Origin of the sequence: Shewanella mytili (assembly GCF_046765975.1) — a bacterium.
Lineage (GTDB): Bacteria > Pseudomonadota > Gammaproteobacteria > Enterobacterales > Shewanellaceae > Shewanella > Shewanella mytili.
The window spans coordinates 200,276-218,006 of record NZ_JBKOUD010000002.1; the positions used below are offsets into that span (position 1 = coordinate 200,276).

General features: G+C 54.7%; 15 protein-coding genes. 10 read left to right on the top strand and 5 right to left on the bottom strand.

All coding sequences use genetic code 11. The features are described 5' to 3' along the window. Positions 1 to 26: 26 nt before the first annotated feature. From ACIDEJ_RS03660 to ahpF, 4 genes are all read left to right on the top strand, one after another. Complete coding sequence (locus ACIDEJ_RS03660; RefSeq protein WP_411986739.1) at positions 27 to 1,022, top strand: 2-hydroxyacid dehydrogenase; 996 nt, start codon at positions 27 to 29, stop codon at positions 1,020 to 1,022. A 26-nt stretch (positions 1,023 to 1,048) separates the two neighbouring features. Beyond that, positions 1,049 to 1,798 (top strand): fused MFS/spermidine synthase, encoded by a 750-nt coding sequence (locus ACIDEJ_RS03665; protein WP_411986740.1) that lies wholly within the window; start codon positions 1,049 to 1,051, stop codon positions 1,796 to 1,798. Positions 1,799 to 1,930: 132 nt separating this feature from the next. Further along, positions 1,931 to 2,497: an alkyl hydroperoxide reductase subunit C gene (gene ahpC / locus ACIDEJ_RS03670; protein WP_411986741.1), complete on the top strand. Its 567-nt coding sequence runs from the start codon at positions 1,931 to 1,933 to the stop codon at positions 2,495 to 2,497. Positions 2,498 to 2,589: 92 nt separating this feature from the next. Next, entirely contained in the window at positions 2,590 to 4,152 is a 1,563-nt protein-coding gene (ahpF, locus tag ACIDEJ_RS03675) for an alkyl hydroperoxide reductase subunit F (protein ID WP_411986742.1), read from the top strand. Positions 4,153 to 4,213: 61 nt separating this feature from the next. On the opposite strand, the gene ACIDEJ_RS03680 is transcribed toward ahpF, so the two are convergent. Both ACIDEJ_RS03680 and ACIDEJ_RS03685 read right to left on the bottom strand, forming a co-directional pair. Continuing rightward, positions 4,214 to 5,617 carry a cytochrome C biosynthesis protein gene (locus tag ACIDEJ_RS03680; protein WP_411986743.1) on the bottom strand — a complete coding sequence of 468 codons (1,404 nt, stop codon included), beginning with the start codon at positions 5,615 to 5,617 and terminating at the stop codon, positions 4,214 to 4,216. 240 nt (positions 5,618 to 5,857) lie between these two features. Further along, entirely contained in the window at positions 5,858 to 6,286 is a 429-nt protein-coding gene (locus ACIDEJ_RS03685) for an OmpA family protein (protein WP_411986744.1), read from the bottom strand. A gap of 325 nt (positions 6,287 to 6,611) precedes the next feature. Between ACIDEJ_RS03685 and ACIDEJ_RS03690 the strand changes: the two genes are divergently transcribed. From ACIDEJ_RS03690 to lysS, 6 genes are all read left to right on the top strand, one after another. Further along, on the top strand, positions 6,612 to 7,781 hold the full coding sequence (locus tag ACIDEJ_RS03690; RefSeq protein WP_411986745.1) for a glycerol-3-phosphate dehydrogenase/oxidase: 1,170 nt from the start codon (positions 6,612 to 6,614) through the stop codon (positions 7,779 to 7,781). 62 nt (positions 7,782 to 7,843) lie between these two features. After that, on the top strand, positions 7,844 to 8,992 hold the full coding sequence (gene rlmC / locus ACIDEJ_RS03695) for a 23S rRNA (uracil(747)-C(5))-methyltransferase RlmC (RefSeq protein WP_411986746.1): 1,149 nt from the start codon (positions 7,844 to 7,846) through the stop codon (positions 8,990 to 8,992). A 79-nt stretch (positions 8,993 to 9,071) separates the two neighbouring features. Next, entirely contained in the window at positions 9,072 to 10,211 is a 1,140-nt protein-coding gene (chrA, locus tag ACIDEJ_RS03700; RefSeq protein WP_411986747.1) for a chromate efflux transporter, read from the top strand. 88 nt (positions 10,212 to 10,299) lie between these two features. Further along, positions 10,300 to 11,955: a methyl-accepting chemotaxis protein gene (locus ACIDEJ_RS03705; protein ID WP_411986748.1), complete on the top strand. Its 1,656-nt coding sequence runs from the start codon at positions 10,300 to 10,302 to the stop codon at positions 11,953 to 11,955. Between the two features lie 186 nt (positions 11,956 to 12,141). Next, positions 12,142 to 13,240 (top strand): peptide chain release factor 2 gene (gene prfB / locus ACIDEJ_RS03710; protein WP_411986749.1). Its coding sequence is split into 2 segments (ribosomal slippage): positions 12,142 to 12,216 and positions 12,218 to 13,240, totalling 1,098 coding nucleotides; the frame shifts between segments, so codons are not numbered across the junction. 17 nt (positions 13,241 to 13,257) lie between these two features. Further along, entirely contained in the window at positions 13,258 to 14,757 is a 1,500-nt protein-coding gene (gene lysS, locus ACIDEJ_RS03715; protein WP_411986750.1) for a lysine--tRNA ligase, read from the top strand. 54 nt (positions 14,758 to 14,811) lie between these two features. Here the strand turns inward: lysS and ACIDEJ_RS03720 are convergent, their stop codons facing one another. The 3 genes from ACIDEJ_RS03720 to ACIDEJ_RS03730 form a co-directional block, all read right to left on the bottom strand. Continuing rightward, positions 14,812 to 15,714, bottom strand: a complete 903-nt coding sequence (locus ACIDEJ_RS03720; RefSeq protein ID WP_411986751.1) for a sensor domain-containing diguanylate cyclase — start codon at positions 15,712 to 15,714, stop codon at positions 14,812 to 14,814. 171 nt (positions 15,715 to 15,885) lie between these two features. After that, entirely contained in the window at positions 15,886 to 16,770 is an 885-nt protein-coding gene (locus ACIDEJ_RS03725) for a DUF72 domain-containing protein (RefSeq protein ID WP_411986752.1), read from the bottom strand. Further along, positions 16,767 to 17,663 (bottom strand): LysR family transcriptional regulator, encoded by an 897-nt coding sequence (locus ACIDEJ_RS03730; RefSeq protein WP_411986753.1) that lies wholly within the window; start codon positions 17,661 to 17,663, stop codon positions 16,767 to 16,769. The genes ACIDEJ_RS03725 and ACIDEJ_RS03730 overlap by 4 nt, the downstream gene beginning before the upstream one ends. Positions 17,664 to 17,731 lie beyond the last annotated feature (68 nt).

Here is a 17,731-nt window from a genome sequence, read left to right on the forward strand (position 1 = left end):
TCTGCAGCCATTAGCGGAGCGAACGGATGAAAATCGGTTTTTTTAGTGCCAAGCGTTATGACATCAAGCATTTTTCTGACAAACAAAAGCAGCTGGGGTTGGATGCCCACATTGAGTTTTTCGATTATCGTTTGTGCCAGCAAACCGTGAAACTCGCCTTGGGATTTGAGGTGATCTGCGCTTTTGTTAATGATGATCTGTGTGAGCATACGCTGAGTGCATTACACGCCAGTGGTACCAAAATCATTGCCATGCGCTGCGCCGGATTTAACAACGTGGATTTGGAGGCAGCCAAACGGCTGGGCATGACGGTTGTCAACGTGCCTGCCTATTCGCCGGAGTCGGTTGCCGAACACACGGTGGCCTTGATGCTGACCCTGAACCGAAAAATTCATAAAGCTTACCAGCGTACCCGTGATGCCAATTTCTCGCTCGAAGGACTGGTGGGATTCAATATGCACGGCAAAACCGTCGGGGTGATTGGTACCGGAAAAATCGGGGTGGCCACCATCCGCATCCTGCGGGGATTCGGCTGTCAGGTGCTGGCATACGATCCTTATGAAAATCCGCAGGTGGCCGAACTTGGCGGACACTATACGGATTTGGACACGATTTTTTGCCAGAGCGACATTATCAGTTTGCATTGCCCCCTTACCCCGGAAAGCCACCATCTGCTGAATGCCACTACCTTTGCCAAAATGAAGCCCGGCATGATGGTCATCAATACCAGTCGCGGCGGCCTTATCAATGCGCTGGATGCCATGGAAGCCCTGAAACGGGGACAGTTGGGCTCGTTGGGAATGGATGTTTACGAAAACGAAAAAGAGCTGTTCTTTGAAGACAAATCCAATGAAATCATTCTGGATGACGTGTTCCGGCGTTTATCTGCCTGCCACAACGTGATTTTTACCGGTCATCAGGCGTTTCTTACCCGGGAGGCCTTGGACAACATTGCCGAAACCACCCTGAACAATATCCGGTTGTGCCAGGCGGGTACCCCCTGTGGCAATGAGTTGTTTTAAGGATTGCTGCTGACAGGTAATGAACCATGAGTGATTATCGTACCCTGACCTCAGTGGCCGACGCTTGGGGCGAAATAAGCGTGCTGGAAAACGCCGAGCAGCGCATTTTGGCTTTTGGCGCCCATGATGAGCAGAGCAAGCTGTTGAAGGCCACACCGCACATTCCCAAACATACCTATCTTCGGGCAATGCTGCTGGCACTGCTGTTTACCCGTCCTCGCAGTGTCATGGTGCTGGGGCTGGGGGGCGGCGTGCTGGTGCATGCCTTGCGCCAGTTTGATGCGGCCAGTCGCATCACCGTGGTGGAGTTGCGCCCGGCAGTCATTGCCTTGTGCAAGCAGTACTTCAGGTTGCCCTTGTCGAAAAAACTGACAGTGATAGAAGCCGATGCCCTGGCATATCTTGGCAGTGCCCAGCATAAACGGGTGGACATGCTGTTTTGCGATCTGTTCGATTGCGACGGGATTGCCGATGGCGCCCTGTCGGCAGACTTTTTACAGCAATGCCGGCAACAGCTTAAAGCGGATGGCGTGTTGGTGCTCAACTGCTGGAAGGAGCATAGCCGCGATCCCGAGTTGTTGGCCCGGTTGCAGCAGTTGTTCCCGGCGGTGTATGCCTGTCTTACCGGCAGTGGCAACTGGGTGGTGTTCGCCACGGCTCAGCCATTGATGGCCGGGCAGGCGGAGCTGAAACGTCAGGCAGCGGCCTTGTCCCAACGCTTGGGGTTTGAGTTGCAACTGTCGTTGACACGCTTTTCGCCCTGGGAATCCATCTAGTTTTAAAAAACCGATTATAACGATAGCTTTTATCTGTTTTATTATTCTCGTCGAGTTATCTACTATAGCTCCCATCGACAGGGCAACAGCAGTTGTTGTCCTTAGTATCTAACTAAAATATGGGAGTTTTTTATGGTTCAGGCACTGAATACCGCTGTAAAGCCTTTTACTGCTAACGCATTCCACAATGGCGAATTTGTTGAAGTTAGCGAACAGAACCTGCTGGGCAAATGGTCTGTTGTTTTCTTCTATCCTGCTGACTTCACTTTTGTATGCCCGACCGAACTGGGTGATTTGGCTGACCATTACGACCAGTTCCAGAAACTGGGTGTGGAAATCTACTCAGTATCTACCGATACTCACTTTACCCACAAAGCCTGGCATGACAGCTCCGACACCATCGGCAAAATCAACTACTTCATGGTAGGCGATCAAACCGGCACCATCAGCAACAACTTTGGTGTGATGCGTGAAGGCCAGGGTCTGGCAGACCGCGCCACTTTCCTTATCGACCCTGAAGGCGTGATCCAGGCCATTGAAGTCACTGCTGAAGGCATTGGCCGTGATGCGGAAGACCTGCTGCGCAAGGTGAAAGCCGCCCAGTATGTTGCCGCTCACCCAGGTGAAGTTTGCCCAGCCAAATGGCGTGAAGGCGAAGCCACTCTGGCTCCTTCCTTAGACCTGGTTGGTAAAATCTAACATCAGCGTCCCCTTCGGCCCGTTTGCTGCGGCAGCGGGCCGATTACTTTTCGTTTTCCTCTCTTTGTTTTCTTTTTTCACAGGACACGTACATGTTAGACGCTAATCTGAAAAAACAACTGGACAGCTATCTGCAGTATATCAAGCAGCCGATTGAGTTAAGTGTGTCCAGTGACAATAGTGACAAATCCCAGGAAGTCGAGGCATTGGTCAAAGAACTGGCCACCATGTCTGACAACATCACTTATCAACAAGTCAATAATGCCCGTACGCCAAGCATGGCCGTTGCCCCCAAGGGAGAAACTCCCCGGGTGAACTTTGCCGGTGTGCCCATGGGGCATGAATTTACCTCACTGGTATTGGCACTGTTACAGGCAGGCGGACATCCTTCTAAAGCCGCTCCCGAATTGCTGGAGCAAATTCGTAACCTGCCGGGCGAATACCATTTTGAGACCTATATTTCGCTGTCATGCCATAACTGCCCTGATGTGGTGCAGGCACTGAATTTAATGGCCAGCCTTAACCCCAACATCACCCATGTGATGATTGATGGGGCCCTGTTTCAGGAAGAAGTGGCAGAACGTGGCGTGATGGCAGTACCAGCGGTATTCCTCAATGGCGAAGCTTTCGGCCAGGGACGCATGACGCTGGAAGAGATTGTCAACAAGGTGGACAGCAGCGTAGCCGAGCAAAACGCCGCGGCCCTCAATGACAAGCCCACCTATGATGTGCTGATTGTCGGCGGTGGCCCCGCTGGCGCTGCAGCCGCCATTTATGCGGCCCGCAAGGGCATCCGTACCGGGCTGGTTGCCGAGCGCTTTGGCGGCCAGGTGATGGATACCGTAGGCATTGAAAACTTTATTTCGGTTCCTTACACCGAAGGGCCAAAACTGTCTGCGGCACTGGAGCAACATGTCAAAGCTTATGGCGTGGACATCATTAGCGGTCAGCGGGTGGCGGCTGTCACCCGTAATGACGAGATTGCCGTAGCGCTGGAGAGTGGTGCCAACCTGCACAGTAAAAGCGTTATCTTGGCCACCGGTGCCCGCTGGCGGGAGCTGGGCGTACCGGGTGAAGCGGAATATCGCACCAAGGGAGTGGCTTATTGCCCTCATTGTGACGGCCCGTTCTTCAAAGGCAAGAAAGTGGCGGTTATCGGCGGTGGCAACTCAGGGATTGAAGCGGCAATTGATTTGGCCGGCATTGTGGAACATGTCACCGTACTGGAATTTGCCGATACGTTGCGGGCTGACGATGTCTTGGTGAAAAAGGCCCGGTCACTGCCAAACATCGACATCATCACCAATGCCCAGACGACAGAAGTAGTGGGTGATGGCACTAAGGTTACGGCGCTTAATTATCAGGATCGTGCCAGCGGCGAAGCGCATCAGTTGGCGTTGGCCGGGGTGTTTGTGCAGATTGGTCTGGTGCCCAATACCACGTTCCTCAAAGAGAGTGAAATTGAGCTGACCCGTTTTGGCGAAGTGATTGTGGATGCCAAAGGCGCCACCTCCATGCCTGGCGTATTTGCTGCCGGTGATGCCACCACCGCCCCTTACAAGCAGATTATTATCTCCATGGGAAGCGGCGCCACAGCAGCCTTGAGTGCCTTTGATTATCTCATTCGTCACTCCAATGAGACGCAAACTGCCTGATGGTCTCAATGCCCATAAAAAAACCGCCATTTTGGCGGTTTTTTTATGGCTGCATCTGGTGTTATGCAGATTTTTGGGTGCGGCTGCGGGCCAGCATTTTTCGCACCAGCGTAATCACGATGGTCACCACAATGGCGCCCAGGATCAAGCCGATGGCCACGGTAACGTTTTGCAGCGCAGTCGGGTTAACCGCCAAGGTGCCGCCCAGCCCCAGCATCATGATGCCAGACATCAGCTTCAGGGTCTTGCCCTCTTTTTCCGTCAGCTTTCGCTTGCCAAGGGTCATGCTGAACGCCACCACAATGGCCAGCAGCGGAATGACATACACCACGTTATAAAACAGCAGGTACATATAGCGTTCTACCGGCGGGAAGTTGTGCATGGACAACACGCTGGTATAAATCATCGGAAAGCCTGCGGTGCACAAAAGCTCATAAGCATTGGCAAGAATGGCCAGCACCGTGGTACCCACAATCATGGCCGGCAAACTGGAGGCGCCCGACAGTTTCCCCATCCTTTTTAGCAAGCTGGTGCGGTTTTCCGCCGACATGGACAGGCTGACTTCCCCTTTGGTAAAAAAGTATTCCTTCACGTTGATGGCGCCGGCCACCAACGCCAGCAGTCCGGCCACCAGAATGATCATGCTGCCGTCACTGGCTCCCAGCAACTGGAACACATTGAGCCAGGCGCTCATGAACAAGAAATAGATAAAACCGGAGAAGAACACGAAAATGCCCCCTACCAGCAACATGCGGCCACGGCTTTTGGCATTGACCATGATGGACAGCAAAAACAGCAAGACGAAAAAGGCGCAGGGATTGAATGCATCCACCCCCGCCAGCACCAGTGTCAGGAGCGGCATGGACATGGTATCAGGCGTGACCACGCCTAAAAGGGGCAATTCCACCGGTTGCACGTCAGACATCACCACTTCGGATGCATCACAGGCACCGTTGCCGCTGTCGCTGGAGCAGGTGGCAAAAGGGGAGTCCTGGTCGCTGGCAGCAGGCGTGGTGGTCATTGTTACTTCCCTTGGCATCTCTTCCGGTGCCAGGCTGCCGCCTTGTGCCAGATAACAGCGCTTGAGCTGGTTAAGCAAGAACTCACCGGTCACTTCACGGCTGGAATAGCCTATCACCGCTTTGCCACAGGCCGCCATATAGGGCACGGAACGTGCGGCTGTGTTGGTTTGCTCGGCCAGTGTTTGCCAGACTGCCAGCGTCTCGGCGTCACCCAGCCGATAAGCGTGCAGCTCAATCCAGGGGTATTTCTGGGGCAGGGAGTCAATAAACGGATGGGCCTCTTTGCAGTGAGGGCAGCTTTTGGACCAGATGAAATACAGCGGGATTTTGAGCTGTCCCTGGCTATCCACCGTATGCCATTTTACCGCTGTTTCCGTGGCGGCTGCGTGATTCAGTACCAGACCGAAGCTCAGCAGCAGACAGAGCATCAATGTTCTGAACATAGTAAACCTGCGCGTGTGAAGGAATGAAAGAATCGGTTTTACCCCGGGAAGGGGTAAAACTTGCCGACATTCAATGTACAACAGCTAATGTGCATTCTTAATGTTGCGGCGGTAAATCTGTTACCGGTATCGAAAAAGTTTTTAAATTGAGACGATTGCAGGGCAAGTATGCGCTGGCGCACTTTCGTTGGGTGGCCAAGGGTGATATTGGCCACACCGGTTAAGTTGTCGCGCCGGCCACTAATAGTGGTTGGCAGAATTGCCGCTGATGGCTGAGGATTCACACCACAGAATGTCCACGTCCCGGCGCTCCTGGCTGCTGGCGGTACGAATGCGGGTGATAATGGGCACGGGGAGCGGTTCGGTGTTCAGGTAGTGCTTGACCCTTTCAATGCGGCGCTTGGCCAGCCACAGGTTGTAGTGGCGCAGCTTTTCATTGTCTGTAATGGCAAACACGTTGAATTCCAACAGCAAATAACCATCCTTTTTATCCATGGCCAGTTGCTTGATTTCATCCAGATGACGGGCATCCTCGCTGGAAAAGTAGGAGCTGTTATTGGCATAAAGCACCTCGCCCAATTTTTGTTCATCCGTACATATGGCCATTGCCGGCGCTGACAAAACTGACAGCAAGCAGCTTACTACTGCACTACGCGCCAAACCACGCATCACGTTCTCCCTTGTGAATACTTCCTGGTGTTCACCTGTAGGTGAAAATTACTCCTCCCTTGTATTAAAAGCAATCTATCATGTAATGTTGGTGGATAAATAATGTTAAAAAACATGGTGTTGTAAATCACTTTTGCGGAGCTTGCTTACAAGCCTCCAGCAGGTTGTGGCAGCTATTCGCTCAACTTATTGACCTTCGCGCCTGGCAGCCGCGCATCAGGGGCTATGCTCTGTGCAGGTACGGGCGGCGTTAATCATTAGTGCCAGTTTCCGTAACGTTGGCGACCATGCCCGTTGCGGCAGCTGGCAGGAGGACGGAAAAACCATGAAGATGGTTGATGTGCTGATTGTAGGGGCGGGCATTAACGGCGCCGGCATTGCCCAGCGGGCTGCGGCCATGGGGTATTCGGTGTTGCTACTGGAGCAAGGGGCGGTGGCATCGGGCACCTCTTCCCAGTCCAGCAAATTAATTCATGGCGGTTTGCGTTATCTGGAAACCTCCCAGCTTGGCCTGGTGTCCGAGGCGCTGCAGGCCAGGCGGGAGCTGCTGGCATTGGCGCCGTCATTGGTGCGGCCGGTGAAGTTTTACATTCCCCTTTATCAGCACAGCCGCCGCAGCGCCTTGGTTATCCGCGCCGGGCTCAGCCTTTATGGCTTGTTAAGCCGGGGCGATCCGCTGGGGCGTTTTCATGCCATTCCCAGCAGCCAATGGGCACAATTTCCCGGATTGCGGCTGGCGGGCATGACTCACATGTTCCAATACTGGGATGCCCAAGCCGATGACAAACGCTTGACCGAAGCGGTGGTGGACAGTGCCCGGGCTCTGGGTGCGGAAGTCGTGCTGCAGGCACAGTGCACGGCAGTGGTCCATCATGCCAAGGGGTGCCGGGTGCATTATCAGCAACAACACCGTTGCTGCGAGGTCAGTGCCAAAGTGCTGGTCAACGCCACCGGTGCCTGGGTCAATCAACTGCTGGCCAAGGTTGAGCCGCCGCTGATGCAACCGGCAATCGAGTGGGTACAAGGCAGCCACTTGTTGTTGGATATTCCAGCGCCGCCGGGGATTTTGTATCTGGAGTCCTGTTTTGATGAGCGCGTGGTGTTTGTCATGCCTTGGCAGGGCAAAACCTTGCTGGGCACCACCGAAACCCATTGCGACTCCCCCCAGCCGCTTATCACGCTGGCCGAGGTGCTGTATCTGCTGGGCATTTACCGGCATTACTTCCCGCTGGCGGGAAACATGGCAACCTTGCAGGATAAAATCCTTGCCAGCTTCAGCGGCATGCGGGTGTTACCGGCCGATAACAACAGCATGTTTGCCCGTAATCGGGAGGTTCAGCTCCTGTGCCAGCCTTCCCACCCAAGGTTGTGGTCGCTTTATGGCGGCAAACTCACCACCTTTCGCCATACCGCCAAACAGGTGCTCGAGCGTATTGCGCCGTTATTGGGGCCGCGGCAAGTGATTGCGGATGTGGATACGTTACCATTGGGATGATTTTTAGCGTTAAAGCCGCTACAGTGTGGCCGCTTTCCGTCGTGGAAAAACGTTAACCAGTTTTGGGAACTGCCGTGAATTGTCATCATTTTTCTGCAGGGCGCTGTTTGTCCTGTCGCCATATCCAGCAACCTTTGGCCACGCAGCTGGCAGCCAAACAGGCGTATTTGCAGCAATTGCTGGCGCCTTTTTCCCCTGCGCAATGGCTGGCGCCGGTGCAGGGTGCTGCCAGTGCTTTTCGTAACAAGGCAAAAATGGTGGTTTTGGGCAGTGCCCATCAGCCGGTACTGGGCATTCCCGGGGCTGATGGCATGCCGGTAAACCTGTGTGATTGCCCATTATATCCGGCAGACATGCAGCAATTGCTGCAACAGTTAACCCACTTTGTGCAGCAGGCTGGGGTGCCGCCTTATCGGGTGGACAAAGCCAAGGGCGAGTTAAAGTACATTTTATTGACCCGGGCCCAGGTGAGCGGCGAATTCATGCTGCGTTTCGTGCTGCGCTCCACCACCGCCATTGCGCGGATTGAAAAGCAGTTGCCGCAGTTGTTACAACAGTTTCCCAAGATAAAAATCGTGACGGCCAACTTGCAGCCGGTGCATATGGCCAGGCTTGAAGGCGAGCAGGAAATCTGGCTGGCGGGCGCGCCGCGGCTGCGGGAAGTGTTTAACGATGTGCCGCTTTATATCCGCCCCAAGAGTTTTTTCCAGACCAATCCGCAAGTGGCCGCCGCCCTTTACCAGACTGCCAGCGCGTGGCTGGCACCCATCGCCCCCGGCTCGGTTTGGGATCTGTTTTGTGGCGTTGGCGGTTTTGGCTTGCATTGCGCCACGGCAAGCACCCGCTTGACTGGCATTGAAATTGAAGCCGAGGCCATTGCCTGTGCCCGGCTGTCGGCCAAGGAGCTGGGGCTGACGCAGGTGAACTTTCAGGCGCTGGACTCAACGGATTTTGCTGCCGGCAAGGCGGCAGAGGATGTGCCGGATGTGATCATTGTCAACCCGCCGCGGCGGGGCCTTGGCAAGGCGTTATGTCAGCAGTTGAGTGCATTCGCGCCGGATTATCTGTTGTACTCCAGCTGCAATCCCAAGACCCTGGCCGAGGATTTGGCCAGTATTGATGGTTACCGGCTGCAGCAAGTACAGCTGTTTGACATGTTCCCCCATACCGATCATTTCGAGGTGTTGGCACTGCTGCGGCGCACGGCATAATCTCGTCGGGTGTCATATTTGTGCAACAACAGTTGTGATAATCCTCTATAGATGAATTTATCGGCAGGAGCATTATCACATGTGGCAGATTTTCACCCGCTTTTTACTCTTGGGACTGGTGAGTTTTGGCGGCCCGGCGGCCCATATCGGTTATTTCCGGCGGGTGTTTGTGCAGGAGCAAAAATGGCTCGATGAATCCCAATATGCCGCCATTGTGGCGCTTTGCCAGTTTCTGCCGGGGCCGGGTTCCAGTCAGGTGGGGTTTTCCCTTGGCTATCATCGGGCCGGTTTGGCGGGTGCCGTGGCCGCATTTGCCGGGTTTACCCTGCCGTCCTTCATCCTGATGTATGTGCTGGCGCGGTTCGGGCTGGCGTATGGCTCCGCTCCCCTGATGCTTGCCGTCATTGACGGACTGAAGTTACTGGCGGTGGTGGTGGTGGCAGATGCGGTGCTGGGCATGGCGCGCCAGTATTGTCAGCAGCGCCTTACGGTGACCATCGCGTTGGTTACCGCCGTCATTTTGTTGCTGTTCCCTTATCCTTTCATGCAGTTGCTGCTGCTATCCTTGGCTGCGGTGGCGGGGCGTTATTACTGCCGCCTGCCTGCCAATGATGCCGCGCCTGCTGCCGTTAGCCTGCGCTGGTGGCCGTTGCTGCTGTTTTGCCTGCTATTGCTGGTGCCATTGGGTGGCAGTGGCTTGTGGCGCATCTTCGCCGATTTTTACCAGACAGGTGCCTTGGTGTTCGGTGGTGGTCATGTGGTGCTGCCGCTATTGCAAAGCCGGGTGGCAGAGGGCATGGAATACGATGTGTTCCTGAGCGGCTATGCCCTGGCGCAGGCCGTGCCTGGCCCCATGTTCAGTCTGGCGGCATTTCTCGGTGCCGAGTTATGGCAGTCATCGCCACTTTGGGGCGCATTGGTGGCCACGCTCGCCATTTTCATGCCGGGGTTCTTACTGGTGCTGGTGTTTAACGGCAACTGGCAGTCACTGGTGCAGCGCCCGGCCATCGGCGCCGCTGTTGCCGGGGTGAACGGGGCCGTGGTGGGGCTGCTGCTCAGTGCCCTGTATCAGCCGGTATTTGTCAGTGCCGTGCAGCAGCCGTGGCAGATGGCCATGGTGCTGCTGGGGGTATTGCTGCTGCGCATCTGGAAGCTGCCGTTACTGGTGTTGATTTTGCTGTTTGTTGCCGTGCCGGTAGCCGTGTTATTGGTGGGATGAAATCGGCGTTTTTGCCGTTTAGTTAGCACTATCCGGGCGGCAACGCGCTATACTGGCAATCTTCAACCATGACTGGGGATCTGCTGAGATGAAGTTGGGTGTACGCAATAAGATACTACTGTTGGCGCTGGTACCTTTACTGTTTTGTGGCACTGCTGTTGGGATTTTTTCCTATATTACCGAATCGGATCTGTTGCAGGAAAACGTGCAGGAAGTTCGTCAGCAGCTGATTGATGAACGCCGCCAGGAACTGGTGCATGTCACCCAGGTGGCCAGCGAAATTGTCAATTACCAGCGCCAGCATCATGGCGACGTCGGCAAGGCATTGCGTAACGTCCGCTTTGGCAATGCCGGCTATTTCTATATTTATGACGGTCAGGGACGCAATATCTTCCATGGCTTGTTACCCGAACTGGAAGGCACTGAACAAATCGGCATGACTGATCCCAAAGGCATTAAAATCGTGCAGGGGTTATTGCAGTCCGTGCGCAACGGGGATGGCTTCCTCAGCTTTTATTACCAAAAACCCGGCAGTGAGGGGCTGGTGGAAAAACTCGGTTATGCCGCTGCCGTACCAGGCAGTGACTGGATTATCGGGACCGGTGCCTATGTGGATGACATTGAAGAGGCGGTGGCGGCATATCACAGCAATGCCAAGGAGATGATCCTCAATAAAATCTGGCTGATTATCGGTGCCATCGTGGTGATCATGCTGGTGAGTGCCATTATTGTATTCTGGATCTCCGGCCGGATGATGACCCCCATCCTGAACATGCTGCATAACCTCAATGACATTGCCAAAGGGGAAGGGGATCTCACCAAACGGCTGCAGATAAGCGGTCATGATGAAATTGCCCAGTTAGGCAACGCCTTCAACCTCTTTGTGGACAAACTGCAGCACATCATGCAAAACGTTGCCGGTTGCACCCGGGAGCTTAACGATGCGGCCCAATGCATTCATGAGCAGAGTAAATCCATTGCCGATCAGCTGTTTAATCATAATCAGGAAACCGATCAGGTGGTAACCGCCATTACTGAGATGTCTTCCACCGCCCAGGAAGTGGCCAACAACACCAATCAGGTGGCCGATGCCACCCGTGAAGCCACCGCCGAGGTAGCCAAGGCCCAGGATTGCGTGGACACCTCCCTGACCGAAGTTTCCGCCCTGATGAACGAGATAAACAGCGCCGCTGCGCATATTGATGCATTGAACGAACAGTCGCAAAAGATTAATAGCGTACTGACCGTGATTGGCGGCATTGCCGAGCAAACCAACCTGCTGGCATTGAATGCCGCCATTGAAGCGGCCCGGGCCGGTGAGCAGGGACGGGGATTTGCCGTGGTGGCGGATGAAGTGCGTAACCTGGCCAGCCGTACCCAGGCCAGCACCCTGGAAATCAACGACATGCTCAGTGAGTTGCATGCGTTGGTGGAACAGGCCGTGGGCGCCATGGAGCAAAGCCAGCAAAACTGCAAGCGCAGCGTGGAATCGTCCCGGCTGATTTCTGAAAGCCTGGGCGGCGTCACTACCTCGGTTACCGCCATTAACGACATGAGCACCCAGATTGCCACCGCCGCGACGGAGCAAAGTTCCGTTACGGAGGAAATCAACCACAATATTTATAAAATTCAGGAGATTGTGGCTGAGCTTACGAGAGCCAGCGAAGAGGCGGCACAAATGAGCGAAACCGTCTCCGGCAGTGGCCAGCATCTGGATGGGCTGGTGGGGCAGTTTCGTCTCTGAGCCCGATGATGGATGACAACAGCGCCTGCGGGCGCTGTTTTGCTATTGGGCGTCAATTCAGCGGCTTTACTGTTGGGATTTTTTTCGACAATCTGGCCCGTCATGATAGGTTTCAGCGGTCGCTTAGGTTAAAATGCGCGGCTGCATAGCATGTTAATGTTCCAATTTAAGCAAAGTAGAGTCCACATGTTTGAAGTAAATCCGGTAAAAAACAAAATCAAGGAGCTGACGGAACGCACCGAACTCCTTAGGGGGTATCTTTGACTATGACGCCCGTAAAGAGCGTCTGGAAGAAGTGGTCCGCGAGCTGGAAAGCTCAGACGTCTGGAATGACCCGGAACGGGCCCAGGCATTAGGCAAAGAACGGGTGTCCCTGGAAAAGGTGGTGCAAACCATCGACGACATGGACCAAGGGCTTGAAGACGTATCCGAACTGCTGGCACTGGCCGTTGAAGAGGAAGATGAAGACACCTTCAACGAAACCGAGCAGGAGCTGGACAAACTGGAAAAAGAGCTGGAGGAACTGGAGTTCCGCCGCATGTTTTCCGGCAACAGCGATGAATCCGATTGTTACCTGGACATTCAGTCTGGCTCCGGTGGCACCGAAGCGCAGGATTGGGCCAACATGGTACTGCGCATGTACCTGCGCTGGGGCGAAGAGCACAATTTCAGTCCGGAACTGATTGAAGTGTCAGATGGCGAAGTGGCCGGCATCAAGAGTGCCACCATCAAATTCAGCGGCGAATATGCCTATGGCTGGTTGCGTACCGAAACCGGCGTGCACCGTTTGGTTCGCAAGTCACCGTTCGACTCCGGTGGCCGTCGTCATACCTCGTTTTGCTCCGTGTTCGTTTATCCGGAAATTGATGACTCCATTGAGATTGACATCAATCCGGCAGATTTGCGCATTGACGTGTACCGCGCCTCCGGTGCCGGTGGTCAACACGTAAACCGTACCGAATCTGCCGTACGTATTACCCACGTTCCCACCAACACCGTGACCCAGTGTCAGAATGACCGTTCCCAGCACAAGAACAAGGAAACGGCCATGAAACAGCTGAAGGCCAAGTTGTACGAGCTGGAACTGAAAAAACACAATGCCGAAAAGCAGGCAGCGGAAGAATTGAAATCCGATATTGGCTGGGGCAGCCAGATTCGCTCCTACGTATTGGACGATTCCCGCATCAAGGATTTGCGTACCGGCGTGGAAACCCGCAACACCCAAGCGGTGCTGGACGGAGATTTGGACAGATTTATTGAAGCCAGCCTTAAATCCGGGCTGTAAGTAGAGAAGAAACTGAAATGACTGAACAACTGGATGAAAACAAGCTGATTGCAGAGCGTCGTGCCAAACTGGAGCACTATCGCGAAACCGGGCCTGCCAATGGTCACCCTAACACCTTCCGTCGCAGCCACAAGGCGGCCGAGCTGGAAGCGCAGTTTGGCGACAAGAGCAAGGAAGATTTGGAAGCGCTGGATTTCCACACCGCTGTTGCCGGCCGGGTTATGGCTAAACGTGGTCCGTTCATGGTGCTGCAGGATGTGTCCGGTCGAGTTCAGGTCTATGCCGATAAAGCCGTGCAGGCAGATTTGAAAACCCGTTATCAGGGGCTGGATATCGGTGACATCATCGGCGTTAAGGGCCAGCTGCACCGTTCCAATAAAGGCGATTTGTTCGTCAATATGGAAGAGTACCAGCTGCTGACCAAAGCCCTGCGGCCACTGCCTGAAAAATTCCACGGGCTGACCGATCAGGAAACCCGTTACCGCCAGCGTTACGTGGATTTGATTGTCAACGAAGAATCCCGCAACACCTTCAAGATGCGCTCCAAAGTGGTGGGTGCCATCCGCAGCTTCATGGAAAGCAAAGAGTTCATGGAAGTGGAAACACCCATGATGCACGCCATTCCTGGCGGCGCCTCTGCCCGTCCATTCATCACCCACCACAATGCGCTGGACATCGACATGTACCTGCGCATTGCGCCAGAGCTGTACCTGAAACGTCTGGTGGTAGGCGGCTTTGAGCGGGTGTTTGAAGTTAACCGCAACTTCCGTAACGAAGGGCTGTCACCTCGCCATAATCCGGAATTCACCATGATGGAATTCTATATGGCCTATGCGGATTACCGCGACCTGATGGACTTCACCGAAGAGATGCTGTCTTCCATCGCCCGCCAGTTGCTGGGGGATACCAAAGTGGCCTATGGCGAACACACCATCGACTTTGGCGGTCCTTATGCCCGCATGAGCATGCTTGAAGCCATCCAGCACTACAATCCGCAAAACGCCACCATCCAGGCGATGACTTACGAAAACGTGAAAGATTTGGACTTCATGCGTCAGTTGGCCAAAGACGTTGGCGTGGAAATCGAGTCTTTCTGGACCTGTGGTCAGCTGCTGGAAGAGATTTTTGGTGAAACCGCCGAGCCGCAACTGATGCAGCCCACCTTCATCACCGGCTATCCTGCGGACATTTCACCGCTGGCGCGCCGTAGCGATGATAACGAGTTTATCACCGACCGTTTTGAGTTCTTTATCGGCGGCCGTGAAGTGGCCAACGGCTTTAGCGAATTGAATGACGCTGAAGATCAGGACAGCCGCTTCAAGGCTCAGGTTGCCGCCAAAGATGCCGGCGATGATGAAGCCATGTTCTACGACGGCGATTACATTCGCGCACTGGAACACGGTTTGCCACCAACCGCCGGTCAGGGCATTGGGATTGACCGCCTGGTGATGCTGTTCACCAACAGCCACACCATTCGCGACGTGATCCTGTTCCCGGCCATGCGTCCGGAAGCCTGATTGTAGCGCAGCATGAAAAAGCCGGCGTTTGCCGGCTTTTTTGCAGCTACAGGGTCAATACTTGCTGCAAATGCGGTTGCGACCGAGATTCTTGGCCATGTACAGCCCCCGGTCAGCCCTTTCCAGCAAGGCTTCTATTTTGCCGTCCTCGGGCAGAAATTCACTGATCCCGCCGCTGATGCTGCTGCAGTTTTGCGGCAAGTCCATCTCCAGCAACACCCGCTGTATTTTGCGCCGCAACCTGTCAGCCACACTCCAGGCCTGCTGGCGATTGGTCTGGGGCATTAAAATGGCAAACTCATCGCCGCCATAGCGGGCGGGCACGTCCTCATCGCGCACGGTTTGCAGGCATACGCGCCCTACGGCTTCTATCACCTTGTCGCCAATCAAGTGGCCGCAGCTGTCGTTCAGCTGTTTGAAGTAGTCCAAATCAAACACCAAAATGCTGCAGGGAGTGTGGTGGCGATGGAACAGGTTGAATTGGCGGGTTAGTTGATCCCGCAATTTTCGGCGGTTATAGAGGTGGGATAGCTCGTCAATTTCACTCAGGTGTTGCAGCCGTTGCTCCAGCTGGTGGCGCACGGTGATGTTGCTGGCAACCCACAGTACGGCATCTTCCCCGTTTACCGGAAAAGACAGCGGCTGAATGCGGGCCTCAAACCACAGCGGCTCCTCCGGGCCGTCTTCCAGCCCTTTGACATCGGATTTAAGCAGCTGATACTCCACAATGGTCATTTGCCCGGTGCTGAGTACGGTGGCTATCAGCTGGGCAAACCATTTGGCTTTTTCGGCTGCCAGTACATCGTTCAGGTTGCAGCCGATAAGGTTATAGCCCCGGTTATAGTAACGCTTGTCCGTTCCCCCAAAAATATGGGTGTATTGACCGCTGCGGGTAATGATGAATGCCGGGTCTGGCAACGTGTCCAGAATGGTTTGCAACTGCAACAACGAAAACATCGCGTCTCCCTGCCATGTTATCTCTCTGTATTAGTTTACTTTAGCTGTTGATTGCCTTGTGCGACACGTTAATGGATGACCCAGTGCAGGTTTTGCGGATTTTATTGGCATGGCAGGCCTTATCCGGCATCAAACTGGGGGGAGGTAAAACCTGGCGGGGGCTATGAGGTTTCACTCAAACAGCGTGAGCTGTGGCGCGTTGGTGCCGGTATCCGGCCAGTTCAAGGGCGGTAAGGGCGGTTGCTGCAACGATTGTTGGTAAGCAGATAAACGCTGCCAAAGCCTGGCGGCCAGTTGCGGTGCCTGGGCGTTGTCCGGGGTGTGTACAAAAAGATAAGGTTCGCGGTCTTGGGCCAGCCACTGGCTGAGCTTTGCAAGCCAGGGGGTGAATAACCGCTCACTGGCAGCCAAATCCAGCTGGCCGATAAAACGCACCATGGGATGGGGTCCGGTGGCAATGGCATGTACCGGCACCCTGGGCTTTTTTTGCTGCGCATCAAGGGTGAGCGGATCTGCACTTTGGTCGGCAAACAGTGGCCGGCTGTCCATGATGATGCGGTTTATCCCCCGGCTCATCAGTAACCGGTTGAGTTGCTGCTCTGCGGCGCCCTTGGCAAAAAACTGTGGATGGCGCACCTCCACCCCAAAGGCAAGGCCGCTGGGCAGTTGTTGCAAAAAACGCGCAAGCAGGGGCAGGGCATCCGGGCCGAAAGCCGCCGGCAACTGAATTTGCCAAAGGCCGGTATTTACGGTCAGCGGCGCCATGGCGTTAAAGAAATCCGTTAACGCCTGCTGGCAGTGGCGCAGCTGTTGCTGGTGGGTAATGGTTTGTGGCAACTTGAAGGTGAAACGAAACGAGGCCGGTACGGCTTGGGCCCAAGCCGTGGCGATGGCTGGTGACGGGGTGGCGTAAAAACTGGTGTTGCCCTCAACGCTGCCAAATACCTGCGCGTACCGGGCCAGGCGCTGGGCGGGGGCACAGTGTTCCCCGTAAACCTGTTGCCAGTGGGCGTGAGACCACATGGCCATGCCAAGGCGCAGTGGCGTGGCACTCATAGTGGCTCGGCGGCCAGTTTTTCCCGGATAAGCTCCACCATGGCCTGGGCGGCAAAGGATAAGGGATGGCCTTTACGCCAGAACAGTGATAGCTCCCAGATGAGATCGCAGGTGGCTAGGGGGACCCGGCTGACGCCTGCCACGGCATGGCGCTCGGCCATGAACTCGGGGATGATCATCACGCCGGTGCCTGCGGCCACCAGGGTAATGCCAAAATCCGGGTGGCTGACTTTGGTGGCAACCTTGGGCATGAAACCGGCTTTGACACATCCGCCAAACACCAGCTCATGCAAGGCGTATTCTTCGTCAAACAGGATTTGGGGTTCGTTTTCCAGCTGTTTTAATGAGAGCTCTTTGTGTCTTGCCAGCGGATGCTGTTTGGGTAACACCACTTCCATATGATTGCGGCGAATGCAAAAACCTTCAAACTCCTCATCAAACGAGATAATCCCGGTGGCCAGCTCCACATCGCGTTTTTTCAGGGCAATGGCCTGTTCAATGCCGCCCCGGACAAACAGCTGCATGTTGATTTTGGGATAGAGACTGCGATATTTGGCGATGACCGGCGCGAAAATTTCGGCGCTTCCCAACGGCGCCAGCCCCAGATGCAACTCACCGGCGTTGAGGCTGCGCTGGGCTTCCAGCTCCCGGTGCATCTCCATTTTGACCTTTAACAGCTGCATGCCGTAGCGGTACACCACTTCGCCGGAGGCAGTGGGTTTTAACTGGGAGCCGCGTTTGCCCCGCTCCAGCAGGGTGAGCTCCAGTTCCTCTTCCAGCAGGTTGATGGCCTTGGAGAGTGCCGGCTGGGTGATGTGAATGGCTTCTGCGGCCTTGGCAAAACCGCAGTGATCCACAATCTCAATGAAATAGCGAATGACTTTCAGATCCATATGATAACCTTTCGGAATCCTATCTATTATTAATATTCATTTTTTTTATCTAAATTGTCACCCTACAA

Coding starts and splice junctions, on each gene's coding strand:
- ACIDEJ_RS03690 (WP_411986745.1), top strand. CDS start 6,612: ATGAAGATGGTTGATGTGCTGATTGTAGGGGCGGGCATTAACGGCGCC.
- ACIDEJ_RS03685 (WP_411986744.1), bottom strand. CDS start 6,286: ATGCGTGGTTTGGCGCGTAGTGCAGTAGTAAGCTGCTTGCTGTCAGTT.
- ACIDEJ_RS03680 (WP_411986743.1), bottom strand. CDS start 5,617: ATGTTCAGAACATTGATGCTCTGTCTGCTGCTGAGCTTCGGTCTGGTA.
- ACIDEJ_RS03725 (WP_411986752.1), bottom strand. CDS start 16,770: ATGAGTGCCACGCCACTGCGCCTTGGCATGGCCATGTGGTCTCACGCC.
- ACIDEJ_RS03705 (WP_411986748.1), top strand. CDS start 10,300: ATGAAGTTGGGTGTACGCAATAAGATACTACTGTTGGCGCTGGTACCT.
- ACIDEJ_RS03730 (WP_411986753.1), bottom strand. CDS start 17,663: ATGGATCTGAAAGTCATTCGCTATTTCATTGAGATTGTGGATCACTGC.
- ACIDEJ_RS03665 (WP_411986740.1), top strand. CDS start 1,049: ATGAGTGATTATCGTACCCTGACCTCAGTGGCCGACGCTTGGGGCGAA.
- ACIDEJ_RS03660 (WP_411986739.1), top strand. CDS start 27: ATGAAAATCGGTTTTTTTAGTGCCAAGCGTTATGACATCAAGCATTTT.
- ahpF (WP_411986742.1), top strand. CDS start 2,590: ATGTTAGACGCTAATCTGAAAAAACAACTGGACAGCTATCTGCAGTAT.
- chrA (WP_411986747.1), top strand. CDS start 9,072: ATGTGGCAGATTTTCACCCGCTTTTTACTCTTGGGACTGGTGAGTTTT.
- ahpC (WP_411986741.1), top strand. CDS start 1,931: ATGGTTCAGGCACTGAATACCGCTGTAAAGCCTTTTACTGCTAACGCA.
- ACIDEJ_RS03720 (WP_411986751.1), bottom strand. CDS start 15,714: ATGTTTTCGTTGTTGCAGTTGCAAACCATTCTGGACACGTTGCCAGAC.
- lysS (WP_411986750.1), top strand. CDS start 13,258: ATGACTGAACAACTGGATGAAAACAAGCTGATTGCAGAGCGTCGTGCC.